Source organism: Marinobacter sp. SS5-14b (genome assembly GCF_030541005.1).
GTDB lineage: Bacteria > Pseudomonadota > Gammaproteobacteria > Pseudomonadales > Oleiphilaceae > Marinobacter.
On sequence record NZ_JASSVM010000007.1, the window covers coordinates 60209 to 73236 of the forward strand.

A 13028-nucleotide genomic window follows, 5' to 3' on the forward strand; every position below is an offset into this window, starting at 1 on the left:
GATTCTACGGACGTATAAATACCTATGCAAGATCTTTTTGAAATTCGCAGGTATTTATCCAATTCGGCGCACCAATTCGGTGCGCATGCCCGCTCAAAAGCTGTCGTATGCCCTGATCCAGGGCTGGTCGATCCTCAGCGCACCCGGAAGGGTCAAGGCGGCGGACTCCGCAGCCTCCCGAGTTGCATAAGTTCCGAAGACAAGCATGAACCAGGGCTCACCTTTACGCTCTCCAAGGCTGTAGCTCAGGTTTTCATTGCCCGGCAACCGATCAAGCACGTTAAGCACTGTCTGCTCCTGATTACCTGCGACCAGCTGCAGCGTCCAGCCCGTTCTCTGTCGCAGCCGCTCAATCGCAACAAAGCGCTCTGGCCGCACCGGCTTAAACGCGGGTTCTGGATCCGGCTCTGGCTCTGGCTCTGGCTCTGGCTCTGGCTCTGGCTCTGGCTCTGGCTCTGGCTCTGGCTCTGGCTCTGGCTCTGGCTCTGGCTCTGGCTCTGGCTCTGGCTCTGGCTCTGGCTCTGGCTCTTCAGCAATTGGACCGGGTTCCGGCAACGGTTCCAACTCTTTCAGCGGCTCAGGCTCCAGCTCAACCGGCGAAGCATTGGCGTCAGCTCCCGCGACCGCGCCAGGCTCCAAGTCCGGGCCAATAGTGATGCTTTTTCGAACGGGTTCAGGCGCCTGAGCAGAGCCCGGCTGATTCTGCACTGCCGCATCATACTGACTGGACACCAACCACCAGGACGCGCCCAACAGCACAACCGCAAGTGCGGGCCAGCGCATACTCTCCAGTGATGGCATGCTAATCCGGGCAGCCGAGCGAGGCGGAGCTACCATGTCGAGCCAAATTCCCGGTGTGACTCGCTTGAGCCGACCAAAACTGCCCTGGCTCAGCACATGAATCTGTTTCAGACGAAAAGTCGACAAGAGCTCATCCTTTGAGCCACCAGCCCGGTGCACGCGAGGCTCAAGATAGGCGGCAATGTCATTGCGGGTCAGAGGAGGAAGCAAAAAATGATGAAGGTACCCGGAATCCGCATCCCGGGAAAACGCCTGATTCACTGTATCCGAGCCTGCAAACACGGGCACGGCAGCAACCGCCCGGTTGGCCGAAACAAACGCCGACAGCAACAGGTTCAGCACGTCAGGCGCAACACGCTCAGCATCGTCAATCAGCAGAACTTGCCGCTGGCCACGCTGAGCACGGGATTCTGACCACTTGAAATACCGATACACCGCTTCACGCGGCTCAAGCCCTTCGGGTGTGCCCGAACGAGAGAATCGCCTCAGGTCACGAGCGAGCGCGGCTGAGCTGGTCAGAGCTGACGTTGGAATCCTGTGAAATTCCAGCCTCGCCGACTCACTGCGAACCAGCTCCGCCAGCAACCTGGTTTTTCCAGAACCCGGTGCGCCAGTTACAAGCAAGGCCATATCGCCAAAGCCACAAAGATGGCGCAAAGATTCCAGGACGTGCTGGCGCATTGCATCCGGAAAGAACGGCGCATCCATCTCTAACGGATTTTCCCGCAAACCGTAGCGCTGCTGCAGCCTGGGGAACAGCCCACCGCCCTCGAGACTGTTTAAAGTGTCCTCAGCCACACATCGTCCCTGTATCTAATGTTTCAACAAACCCAATACATCAGCGGATAAACGCCGTTAATGTCGCCCGGAGATTGTCCGGGCGCGCGCCTGCGGTCACCCAGGCATCCCCCAAGGCCCGCAACAGCACCAGTCGAAGCCTGCCATCCACGTTCTTTTTATCAACAGCCATCAAGTTCATGAAGTCGGCTTCTGTCATCCCTTCCGGCGCCCGCTCAGGCAATCCACCACGTTGGATAAGACGGTCTGCCCGATCTTTGTCTGCCTGGCTAATTGCACCCTCACGAAACGACAGATCTGCCGCCATCATCATTCCGGTGCCGACCGCCTCACCGTGTAACCAGTTGCCGTAGCCCGCATAGGTCTCGATGGCATGTCCGAAGGTATGGCCGAGGTTAAGGATGGCTCGCAAGCCGCCTTCCTTTTCATCCAGGGAAACCACCTCGGCCTTGCACAGGCAGGAACGGTAAATTGCCTCACCCAGCGCCGCGGCATCCAGATCCCGCAGGGCATCGATGTGCTGCTCCAACCAATCCAAAAACGACTCATCGCGGATCAGCCCGTATTTGATGACCTCGGCAAGCCCGGCAGACACTTCGCGAGCGGGAAGCGTTGACAGGGTGTCGGTATCAATAAGAACGGCCTGGGGCTGATGGAAGGCCCCAACCATATTCTTGCCCAGCGGGTGATTAATGCCCGTTTTACCACCAACAGAAGAATCTACCTGGGAAAGCAGTGTCGTGGGCAACTGGATAAACGGTACGCCACGCTGATAACAGGCAGCCGCAAAACCAGCCATATCACCGACTACACCGCCTCCCAACGCTGCAATTGTCGTTTGGCGGGTGTGGCGATTTTCCAATAGACCATCAAATATGAGGTTCAGTGTCTGCCAGTTTTTGTACTGCTCACCGTCCGGTAAGGTAACGACATCAACAACTTTACCCGGAAAGCATGCCCTGGCCTTTTCCAGGTAGATTGGTGCGACCGTCTCGTTGGTCACAATCATCACCTGACTGCCACTCACCCACGGGGTCAGATCGAAAGAACCCAGCAACCCCTGGCCGATAATGATGGGGTAGCTACGCTCACCCAGGTCAACTTTGAGCTCTTTGAGTACCTTGTACATGCTGACGACCTTCCTTCCGCCTTTGCCTTCTGTGTCTCGGGGTTTTGGGAGTTATTCTGTTTACCAGCTGACGCACAACCAGCCTGGGGCTCTTTCGATCGGTAAACATCACGATATCGGCCAGCCTGGTATACAGCGGATCTCTTATCGCAAACAACCTTCGAAGCACCCCTTCCGGATCATCGTTCTGCAGCAAAGGCCGGTTGCGATCTTTTCGAGTACGTTCAACCTGCTGTTCTATGGATGTTTTCAGATAAACAACCACCGCATTCTTACGCAGTAATGGATGATTTTCCGGGCGCATCACGGCACCGCCGCCGGTTGCCAGCACCAGGTCGGCCTCAACCGTCATTTCGTCAAGAATTGCCGTTTCCCGCTGCCGGAAGCCGTCCTCACCTTCCACATCAAAAATCCACGGAATGTTTGCCCCGCAACGCTCCTCGATCACCCGGTCAGAATCAAGAAAACGATAACCGAGTTCTCTGGCAAGCAGCCGGCCGATAGTGCTTTTTCCGGCCCCCATGGGCCCAACCAGAACAACACGTTTGGGCAAAGACATAATTTCCGCTCAACAAATTTTCAGGCGGGTGAGAATAGCACAGGGCGAACCAATCCATAAGCTTGCCATGCCCCGGACACAAAAAAGCCGCCGGAGTCAGCGGCGGCTTTTTTGATCAGAACCCGTTACTGAATAAGATCGTTCTTGATGATCTTCGGGGTAATGAAGATCAACAACTCGCTGCGCTCATCGATCTTCTCGGTGCGCTTGAACAGCCGGCCAAGGTAAGGAATATCACCAAGGAAGGGTGTTTTGGTTGTTTGAGTAGCCACTTCTGACTGGAAGATACCGCCCAGAACAACGGTTTCACCGTTCGCGACCAACACCTGAGTTGTAACCTGGTTGGTGTTGATTGAAGGGATACCCGCTGTCACTTCGCCACGGGAGTCCTGATTCACAACGAGATCCATGATGATCTTGTCGTCAGGGGTAATCTGCGGTGTTACTTCCAGAGAAAGTACAGCTTCTTTGAAAGACACGGAGGTTGCACCGCTTGAGGAGGCTTCCTGGTAAGGAATTTCTTCACCCGATTTGATGGATGCACTCTGGCGGTCCGCTGTGACGACACGCGGCTGTGAAACTACCTCAGCACGACCGTCACTTTCGAGAGCGGAAAGCTCCAGATCAACCAGGAAGTCATCACTGCCCCAACCAATCGCGAACGAAGACGCGCCTTCACCGGAGACACCAAGATCCACACCCAGTGCACCCGGGAATGAAATGGTGTTACTGCCGCCGCTGGCTGCCTCTCTGGCCTCGCCCAGCGTGCCCAGGGACCCACCAATGGTGACGACGTCGTTACCATTTACATCGTAGGCTGCGCCACCCCAACGAACACCCAGGTTCTCAGCGACGTTGGTCTGAGCACGAACAATGCGTGCTTCAATAGAAACCTGACGCACAGGAACGTCCCAGGTGCTAACCAGCCGACGAATCTCTTCGAGCTTGTCGGCACTTTCGCGAACGGTAATCGTATTCGTGCGCTTGTCCGAAGAGACAAAGCCCCGCGAAGAAATCAGCTCGGCATCCGCCTGAATCAGACTGACGATCTCATCCGCTTTGGCATAGTTCACCTGAATGATGTCCAGGCGCACCGGTGCCAGTTCGGCGATCTGCTTGTTGGTTTCAAGCTCCAGCTTCTCGCGGGCTGCTATTTCTTCAGCGGGCGCTACCAGCAAAACGTTACCGATCTGACGCTTGTCCAAACCCTTGGTTTTCAGGATCAGGTCCAGGGCCTGATCCCAGGGCACATTCTGCAGGCGCAAGGTGATGCTGCCGCCGACGGTATCACTGGCCACCAGATTAAGGCCGGTGAAATCTGCAATCAGCTGAAGCACAGAGCGCACTTCAATGTCCTGGAAGTTGAGAGACAGCTTTTCACCCGTGTACGGGAACTTCTCTTCACGGCGCGTTTCAGCCTCTTCCTGGGAAAGCTCTTCAACGCTGACCGTGAACTCCCGGCCAGACTGGTAAGCGATGTAGTCATATTCACCCTGGGGGCGAATTTCCACCACGGCATTACCATCTTCAACGAAGGTATCGATGCGGGTAACCGGTGTAGCAAAGTCCGTTACATCCAAGCGACGACGAAGGTCCGCCGGGACATCCAGATCCGGCATGGTCAGGCGAATACGCCCACCAAGCTCAGTCAGGTTAACCGCTGACGAGCTGCTACCCAGATCAACAATAACGCGACCTTCCCCGGCTTTCCCTCTGCGGAAATCAACACCCGCCAGCGCATTTGCTGCCGCAGACGTTGAGGCTGCAGTTTGCGGCGCATTGGTTGTACCCACTGCCGAAGCCGCTGCATTGCCACCGATTGTCATAACCAGAGAGTTGTTATTGCGTACCGTTTCATGGGGCACCAACTCCACCAGATTGAAGATCAGGCGCGTGCGGTCTTTCGTCTCAACCACAGTCACGCTCTGGGCGTTGCCGGTGCCCAGCGGAATGCTCCGCTGGTTAATCGCACTGGTCGCGCCTTTCAGATCGACGGTAATCCTGGCCGGTCGCTCGATGGTGTAGCCCGTTGGTTCTGGCGGGGTACCATCGAATTTCATGGTGACTTCCAGGCGCTCACCTGGTAGCGACGAAAACGATACGTCTTGCAGCGTGACCGCGCTGGCCAGGCTGCTCCATAACCCTATGGCAATCACGCCTACGCAGACATTGAGTTTTTTGAACATCGCTAGCCTCGACCCTAAAACTGTTTGTTCGTGCATGTTTCTAGTCTTCATCCTTCTGCCGCTCCCCAGCCTTAGCCTTCATCCAAAGACAGGGAACGCGGGCGTTCAACCCATCCACCCCGGCCATTCGGAACGATTTCGATCAGCTCGATGCGGGTTTCGCTGACACCCACAATACGGCCGTAGTTCTGACCCATATAATTCCCGGTACGCACTCTGTGAATACCACCGGCATCATCCCGCACCAGGGCGAAAAGATTTCCGCCAACGCCCTCCAGCGTGCCTACCATGGCCAGAGACTTCAGATCAAAGTTCTCAAGCACTTCTCTCGGTCGGTCCAGGTCAGGCTCAACATCCGTTACTGGCTCTTCATCTACCATCGTAAGCTGGACATCAATGGGCGGTTCGAACGGCGCTCTGCGATCAGCCGCTGAATAACTGAATGCCTCGTATGCCTTGAATTCCGGCAAGGGTTCAACGTGCCCACGGGGCTTTGCCCGTGTATCCGCCATAAACTTGTCCAGGTCTGCAAAACCGTCTCCCTGGGAACAAGCCGTCAACAAAGACGCCAGACACACACCCAGCCAGGCTCTTCCTGCATGCTTTCCTGCCATGCTCACTCTCCAGCCCGGTAGCGGTAGGTGCGGGCAACAACTTGCATATCAAGCTGATCCCCATCCCCGCCGATTGGTTTAATAGTTAAATCATGCAGCGTAACGATTCGTGGAAGACTCGCCACACTGCTCACAAAAGACGCCAACTCGTGGTAGGAACCGGAAACCCGGATATTGATCGGCAGCTCGGAGTAGAAATCCCGGCGCTGCTCGGGCTGAAGCGCCACTTCCTGCAGACTAAGACCGTTACCCAGCGCCGTGTTGGTGATGTCTTCCAGCAAACCAGGCACTTCGGTTTCACTTGGCAACTGACGTACCAGAGCCCCGAAGGTTTCTTCCATTTCGATCATCTGAGCCTTGAAAACATCAAGATTGGCGACTTGATAGGCTTTCTGCTCGTATTTCTGCTTGAGCTCCTGCTCCTGCTGGGCCACCCGGTCAAGCTGGGTGTACTGATCCTTGATGAAGAACCAGTAGCCGCCACCAAGAATCAGGCCAAATACGATCAGAGCCACGATGGCTTTTATCGGTGTCGGCCAGATGCCTGCGTTATTGATATCAAGATCATTGATATCGAATTCATTAAGGCTTTTGAGTGAGTCCGCGAGGCTCATTATTTATCCTCCCCTTCGGGCTCTGGCGTTTTCTGCTGTACAGAGAGATTGAACTGACTGTACCCGGCACGACGATTGTCTGCGGCCGCCACATTGGTGAGATTGGGGCTGGTGAACCATTCCGACTCTTCAAACTGACGCATCAAATTGGAAATACGGCTGTTGGATTCCGCCATACCCACAATATCGATCCGTTCGCCGGTCTTCTTGAGATCCGAATAGAACAAGCCATCTGGCAGTGTCCGAACCAACTCATCAAACACCCGCACAATCACCGGGCGTTTGCCCTGAAGGTCCTGAATAACCTGCATGCGCGCCAGCAGTTCGTCACGCTGGCGCTTGAGGCTTTCAATCTCGGTGATCTGCTTATCGAGCTGTTTGGTCGCCGTCTCAATGTAGGCGTTACGGGACTGCTGATACGCAATTCGGCTGTCGGTATCTGATTTCCACAAGAACACCAGACCACCAGCAACGATAACTGCGCCCAGGATCATGACCACAAACTGTTTCTGCTTCTCCGCCCGAAGTTCTTCACGCCAGGGCCTGAGGTTAATTTTTGCCATCAGTCGAAACTCCTCATTGCCAGACCACAGGCAATCATCAACGACGGGGCATCATTGCTCAGCGAGGATGCATTCACCCGGGAACCAACGGCCATGTTCGCGAAAGGATTGGCCACCAGGGTTGGCGTGCCAGTCTTCTCTTCCACCATTTCAGTCAGGCCTTGAATGGAGGCGGTACCACCGGCCAGAACCACGTAATCCACCGCGTTATATTGGCTGGCACCGAAGAAGAACTGAAGTGCGCGGGCAACCTGCTGAACCACCGCCTCACGGAACGGTGTCAGCACCTCGGCATCGTAGTCGTCCGGCAACCCGCCTTGTTTCTTGGCAAGACCCGCTTCTTCGAGTGAGAGGCCGTAACGCCGCTGAATTTCCTCAGTGAGCTGTCGGCCACCAAAAATCTGTTCGCGGGTGTAAACCGTTTTTCCTTCGGCCAGGACGCTAAGCGTCGTCATAGTTGCACCAATATCAACGATGGCAACCACAAGCTCCTCACCCTGAGAGTCAAGCTGAGGTTCGATCAGCTTGTATGCCCGCTCGAGCGCATACGCTTCAACGTCGACGATCTTGGTCGTCAGCCCCGCGATTTCCAGAGCGTCTTCCCGAACGTCAACATTTTCCTTTCGACACGCAGCCAACAGCACATCGACCTGATCCGGGTTACTCTCGGACGGCCCCTGCACTTCGAAATCGATAGCCACTTCATCAAGGGGATAAGGAATGTACTGGTCCGCTTCCAGCGCGATCTGATCTTCCATCTCAAACTCGTTGAGACCGGAATCCATCTGAATCACTTTCGTGATAACCGCGGAACCGGATACCGCAACAGCAACTTGCTTGACCCCGGTGCGGGATTTTGACGCGACGCGCTTGAGCACTTCGCCCACCGCCTCTACGTCTGTGATGTTTTTCTCGACAACTGCGTTGGCCGGAAGAGGCTCAACAGCATAGCTTTCGACCTTGTAGCGGTCACCATGCTTCGACAGCTCGAGTAGTTTTACCGAACTGGAGCTAACATCAACTCCCAGTACGGAACTGGATTTTTTTCCTGGCAATCCGAACACGCGCTCACCCTGTACCTGGTTGAATACACCCGGCGTTGGAGCTCCCGAACTCTGTCCGGTAAAGACAGATACTCCGAGAGCGTTCTCTTAGTTTTAAGCAACTTATTTGTTTGCTATCTGTTTTTTATGTAAGAGAATTTCTTATTCATTCCGTCTACAATGCAGCCTCCTGGAACTTCGGGAGACATTGCATGCTGGAAGGCCGCCAAACCTTCCTAAAGCAATTTCTCAAATAATAGACCTATATCCAACAGTTGTCAGAAAAAAATGTCTCATTTGCTGCGTACATCTCGCGTTTTTGCCTGGTTCATTCTTACCGGCCTGAGTGTCGCCATTATTATTTCCGCAAGCCTTTACCTTTATTTGCGGCCTGGCCTGCCTCCGGTTGAACAACTGCTGGACGTCAAATTGCAAACCCCTTTAAGGGTGTATAGCAAAGACAACAGATTAATAGCAGAATTCGGTGAAAAGAGAAGGGCACCTGTCACAATCGAACAGATCCCTACACTTCAGTTACAAGCCTTCCTGGCGGCTGAAGACTCAAGGTTTTATGAGCACTTCGGGGTGGACATCAAAGGCCTGACGCGGGCTGCCATCGAACTCATCTCCACCGGATCCATTCAGTCCGGGGGCAGTACCATCACCATGCAGGTTGCAAAAAATTACTTTTTGTCACGCGACAGAACGTTCATTCGGAAATTCAGTGAGATACTTCTATCACTTCAGATTGAACGTGAACTTAGCAAAGATAAAATTTTCGAGCTGTACCTCAACAAGATCTACCTCGGAAATCGCGCCTACGGCATCGCGGCCGCCGCTCAGGTTTATTACGACAAACCGGTAAACGAATTGTCGCTCGCCCAAATGGCCATGCTGGCCGGCCTCCCCAAAGCGCCATCCGCCTATAACCCACTGGCCGACCCGGAGCGCGCCCTGATTCGCCGGAACTGGATACTCGGCCGGATGAAAGAACTGAGCTACATTACCGAAGACGCCTGGTCTCTGGCGGTCGGGGCACCCCTGAGCGCCAGCTACAACGCCCGTGAAACCGAGGTGGATGCTGACTACATTGCGGAAATGGCCCGCGCCGAAATGGTTCGCAGGTTTGGGGACGAAGCGTATACCGATGGTTACAGCGTCACGCTGACTGTCGACGGCCTGAAACAGCAAACGGCAACCCAGGCACTGCGGGCCGGGCTTGAAAGCTATGATCGACGCCACGGCTTCCGCGGCGCCGTTGGCCAGATCGACATCGATGGCAAGTTGGCCGCCGAGCTGTCCGAGCAGATCGCCAACTATCCACGCGTCGAGGGCCTTATACCCGCCGTGGTTACCGCCATTGACGACGAACAAGGCAAGACAAAAGTACATACGCGCCTGTTTGGCCCGGCCATCATGGACTTTGAGACCATGACATGGGCTCGCCGCCATCGCACAGAAAGCCTCACAGGCCCGGAACCCAAAAAACCATCGGACGTTGTCACCGCCGGCGATGTCATTTATGTCAAAGCACTAGAGCCACCGAAAGCTGACGAAAGCGAGAACGACACGGAAGCTGAAGAGGCCGGCGGCCTGCAGGGCGATCTGAGCGTTGCATTAGCACAGGTTCCTCGAGTGGAAGGAGCTCTCATTTCTCTCGACGCCCAAACCGGCGCAATTGAGGCTCTGGCAGGCGGCTACAGCTTCAATCAAAGCAAATACAACCGAGCAACGCAGGCACAACGGCAACCGGGCTCCACGTTCAAACCCTTCCTGTATCTGGCCGCCCTGGAGAACGGCAGAACACCGGCCACCATCTATAATGATGCACCGATAGTCTTTGAAGATTCGGAGCTGGAAACCGCCTGGCGACCACAAAACTCTTCTGGTCAGTTTTACGGCCCCACTACCTTGCGCGAAGGCCTGTATCGGTCACGAAACCTTGTTTCAATCAGGCTGCTCCGGGAACTTGGCATCGGCACCACCCTCAACTACCTGAAGCAGCTGAAACTGCCAACCGACAATATGCCATCCAACCTGTCACTTTCGTTGGGAAGCGGCCTGCTCACACCCATGGAACTGGCACGTGGCTTTGCCGTTATCGCCAACGGCGGCTATGACGTGCAGCCCTACCTGATCGAGAGCATCCGCGAGCCCGATGGAACGCTGGTCTATGAAGCGCCGGAGACCCTCCTTTGCGACGCAGACTGCGAACAACTTGAACAGAATCAAGGCAGTCAGATAGCCAGCCCTGAAGACACCCCTGAAACAGAGGGCATGCGCCTGCCCGCTTCCGCGGAACCGGAAGGCCCGCGAATCATGCGGAGACTGGCCGATAGCCGCTCCGTCTATATGATGCACTCCATCATGCAGGACGTTGTTCAGCGAGGCACTGGCCGCCGCGCCACCGCACTGGGCCGGAACGATCTGGCTGGTAAAACCGGCACCACCAACGAACAGAAGGACACCTGGTTTGCCGGCTACAACCACAGCCTGGCCACCACCGTATGGGTAGGCTTTGACCAGCCAGCACCGTTAGGCCGAAGCGAGTACGGCGCCAGCACCGCGCTGCCCATCTGGATTGACTATATGAAGGTGGCACTTGCAGACACGCCCTCATCCACAATGCCGCGCCCGAACGGCCTGGTGAGCATTCGCATAAACCCGGAAACCGGCGATCGTGCGCGACCGGGTGAAGAAGGCCTGTTTGAACTGTTCAAGGAAGAAGAGGCCCCAGCCCCTCTCTCTGCAGAAGAAAACGGCAGCACCGAAAACGGCGACCAGTCTGGAAGCTTTTCCCGCCAGATCTTCTAAACAACCAAATTTTATCCGAACCATAAAAAAACCGGCGGGATCACCGCCGGTTTTTTTATGAAGCCGAACTACATCACATTCAGATGATGTCGCTCATAGACTTCAGCGGGTAGTGCGCCGGGTATGGCAGACGCGCCACACCGGAATCTACCGCAGCGCGAGCAACGGCTGCTGGCACCACTTCCAACAGACGAACATCCATCGGCTTCGGAATGATGTATTCCTTACCGAATGCGAGACTGTCTACACCGTAAGCCGCACAGATTTCCTGCGGAACAGGCTCCTTCGCCAACTCACGAATAGCGTTAACCGCAGCCACCTTCATTTCCTCGTTGATGGCGGTTGCACGAACGTCGAGCGCGCCACGGAAAATGAACGGGAAGCCCAGCACGTTGTTAACCTGGTTCGGGTAGTCAGAACGACCGGTTGCCATGATCAGATCATCACGGGTCGCCAGCGCGACTTCCGGGCTGATTTCCGGATCCGGGTTGGAGCAGGCAAACACAACCGGGTTCGGAGCCATCTTCGCCAGCTGTTCAGCGGTCAGAAGATCCGGACCAGACAGGCCCAGGAACACGTCAGCGCCATCGATGGCATCGTCCAACGTACGCTTGTCTGTGTCGTTTGCGAACATTGCTTTGTACTGGTTCAGATCATCACGACCAGAGTGGATCACACCCTTACGGTCGAGCATGAAGATGTTCTCAGAGCGAATACCGCAGCTGATCAGCAGCTTCATACAAGCAATAGCGGCCGCACCTGCACCCAGGCACACCACTTTCGCATCTTCAATGTTCTTGCCTTGCAGCTCGAGGGCATTGATCATGCCGGCTGCAGTCACGATAGCGGTGCCGTGCTGGTCATCGTGGAAGATGGGCACGTTGCACTTTTCGATCAGCGCGCGCTCAATTTCAAAGCACTCAGGTGCCTTGATGTCTTCGAGGTTGATACCACCAAAGGTATCCGCGATGCGCTCAACCGTTTCAATAAACGCTTGCGGGCTTTCGGAATTGACTTCGATGTCGAACACGTCGATTCCAGCAAAGCGCTTGAACAGTACACCCTTGCCTTCCATTACCGGCTTGCTCGCCAGAGGCCCGAGATTACCCAGGCCCAGGATAGCGGTACCGTCAGAAATCACGGCGACCAGGTTACCCTTGGCTGTGTACTTGTATGCGTTCTCGGGGTCCTTCGCGATCTCGCGGACCGGTTCGGCAACCCCAGGGCTGTACGCCAGGGAGAGATCGCGGGCAGTTTCGGTAGGCTTGGTGATTTCAACACTCAGCTTACCCGGCCGCGGTTTGGCGTGATATTCAAGGGCTGCTTCTTTCAGATCTTGAGACATTGCCACTGTTCCGTTAGTCACGTTTAAAGGTAAAAGCCGCCGGACCCTGCCCGACGGAGCGCGACATTATGGCGCGCCCGCCCCAAAACGACAACCCACTGGCGAACATTTTATGAACAGTCAATAGTGCATTTTGCTTATGCCGAAGGCAGGCAGCCGAAATCAGGACATAAAAAAAGCGCCCGTAGGCGCTTTTTTTCATTCCGGTATCGATCAGTCCTTCTTGGCACCGATGCGACCACCGAAACGCTTGTTGAACTTGTCGATACGACCACCGGTGTCCATAACCTTCTGCTTGCCAGTGTAGAACGGGTGACACTGGGAGCATACGTCCAGCTGCAGGTCGTGGCCAACAGTAGAACGGGTATTGATCACGTTACCGCAGGAACAGGTAGCAGTGATGGCTTCGTACTTAGGGTGAATACCTTCTTTCATGGCGAACCTCTTTCGGGCATGCCGCTACCTGATCACCGTCGGATTAGACCGTTGTTGTGCCAGGCACCGCAATTTTGAATCAATTGAAAGACCGCGCAATCACGCCCGGCCAGAAACAGACCGCGAA

The 13028-nt window shown here is 55.2% G+C and carries 11 protein-coding genes; 1 reads left to right on the forward strand and 10 read right to left on the reverse strand.

Annotation, left to right across the window (positions count from 1 at the left end; translation table 11 throughout):
- Positions 1–93 precede the first annotated feature (93 nt).
- The 8 genes from QPL95_RS14815 to QPL95_RS14850 all read right to left on the reverse strand — a co-directional run bounded on the left by QPL95_RS14815 (position 94) and on the right by QPL95_RS14850 (position 8328).
- Complete coding sequence (locus tag QPL95_RS14815; RefSeq protein WP_303291770.1) at positions 94–1599, reverse strand: AAA family ATPase; 1506 nt, start codon at positions 1597–1599, stop codon at positions 94–96.
- A gap of 40 nt (positions 1600–1639) precedes the next feature.
- Positions 1640–2728, reverse strand: coding sequence for a 3-dehydroquinate synthase (gene aroB, locus QPL95_RS14820; RefSeq protein WP_303291771.1), 1089 nt, complete (start codon positions 2726–2728; stop codon positions 1640–1642).
- On the reverse strand, positions 2697–3287 hold the full coding sequence (gene aroK, locus QPL95_RS14825) for a shikimate kinase AroK (protein ID WP_303291772.1): 591 nt from the start codon (positions 3285–3287) through the stop codon (positions 2697–2699). Before aroK ends, aroB begins: the two co-directional genes overlap by 32 nt.
- Before the next feature lie 125 nt (positions 3288–3412).
- Entirely contained in the window at positions 3413–5524 is a 2112-nt protein-coding gene (gene pilQ, locus QPL95_RS14830; RefSeq protein WP_303291773.1) for a type IV pilus secretin PilQ family protein, read from the reverse strand.
- A gap of 20 nt (positions 5525–5544) precedes the next feature.
- Complete coding sequence (locus QPL95_RS14835; RefSeq protein WP_303291774.1) at positions 5545–6087, reverse strand: pilus assembly protein PilP; 543 nt, start codon at positions 6085–6087, stop codon at positions 5545–5547.
- A gap of 2 nt (positions 6088–6089) precedes the next feature.
- Positions 6090–6701, reverse strand: a complete 612-nt coding sequence (locus QPL95_RS14840; protein ID WP_303291775.1) for a type 4a pilus biogenesis protein PilO — start codon at positions 6699–6701, stop codon at positions 6090–6092.
- Positions 6701–7264, reverse strand: coding sequence for a PilN domain-containing protein (locus QPL95_RS14845; protein WP_303291776.1), 564 nt, complete (start codon positions 7262–7264; stop codon positions 6701–6703). The genes QPL95_RS14840 and QPL95_RS14845 overlap by 1 nt, the downstream gene beginning before the upstream one ends.
- Positions 7264–8328 (reverse strand): pilus assembly protein PilM, encoded by a 1065-nt coding sequence (locus QPL95_RS14850; RefSeq protein ID WP_303291777.1) that lies wholly within the window; start codon positions 8326–8328, stop codon positions 7264–7266. The genes QPL95_RS14845 and QPL95_RS14850 overlap by 1 nt, the downstream gene beginning before the upstream one ends.
- Positions 8329–8595: 267 nt before the next feature.
- On the opposite strand from QPL95_RS14850, the gene QPL95_RS14855 reads away from it, so the two are divergent.
- Positions 8596–11121: a penicillin-binding protein 1A gene (locus tag QPL95_RS14855; protein ID WP_303291778.1), complete on the forward strand. Its 2526-nt coding sequence runs from the start codon at positions 8596–8598 to the stop codon at positions 11119–11121.
- A 79-nt stretch (positions 11122–11200) separates the two neighbouring features.
- Here the strand turns inward: QPL95_RS14855 and QPL95_RS14860 are convergent, their stop codons facing one another.
- Together QPL95_RS14860 and rpmE are read right to left on the reverse strand one after the other, a co-directional pair.
- Positions 11201–12466, reverse strand: a complete 1266-nt coding sequence (locus QPL95_RS14860) for a malic enzyme-like NAD(P)-binding protein (RefSeq protein WP_303291779.1) — start codon at positions 12464–12466, stop codon at positions 11201–11203.
- A 213-nt stretch (positions 12467–12679) separates the two neighbouring features.
- Positions 12680–12901: a 50S ribosomal protein L31 gene (gene rpmE / locus QPL95_RS14865; RefSeq protein WP_303291780.1), complete on the reverse strand. Its 222-nt coding sequence runs from the start codon at positions 12899–12901 to the stop codon at positions 12680–12682.
- Between the last annotated feature and the right edge of the window lie 127 nt (positions 12902–13028).

What these genes read in the sequence shown, in the direction of transcription:
- rpmE (WP_303291780.1), bottom strand. Translation starts at nt 12,901, where the DNA reads ATGAAAGAAGGTATTCACCCTAAGTACGAAGCCATCACTGCTACCTGT.
- aroK (WP_303291772.1), bottom strand. Translation starts at nt 3,287, where the DNA reads ATGTCTTTGCCCAAACGTGTTGTTCTGGTTGGGCCCATGGGGGCCGGA.
- QPL95_RS14855 (WP_303291778.1), top strand. Translation starts at nt 8,596, where the DNA reads ATGTCTCATTTGCTGCGTACATCTCGCGTTTTTGCCTGGTTCATTCTT.
- pilQ (WP_303291773.1), bottom strand. Translation starts at nt 5,524, where the DNA reads ATGAAGACTAGAAACATGCACGAACAAACAGTTTTAGGGTCGAGGCTA.
- QPL95_RS14840 (WP_303291775.1), bottom strand. Translation starts at nt 6,701, where the DNA reads ATGAGCCTCGCGGACTCACTCAAAAGCCTTAATGAATTCGATATCAAT.
- QPL95_RS14845 (WP_303291776.1), bottom strand. Translation starts at nt 7,264, where the DNA reads ATGGCAAAAATTAACCTCAGGCCCTGGCGTGAAGAACTTCGGGCGGAG.
- aroB (WP_303291771.1), bottom strand. Translation starts at nt 2,728, where the DNA reads ATGTACAAGGTACTCAAAGAGCTCAAAGTTGACCTGGGTGAGCGTAGC.
- QPL95_RS14835 (WP_303291774.1), bottom strand. Translation starts at nt 6,087, where the DNA reads ATGGCAGGAAAGCATGCAGGAAGAGCCTGGCTGGGTGTGTGTCTGGCG.
- QPL95_RS14860 (WP_303291779.1), bottom strand. Translation starts at nt 12,466, where the DNA reads ATGTCTCAAGATCTGAAAGAAGCAGCCCTTGAATATCACGCCAAACCG.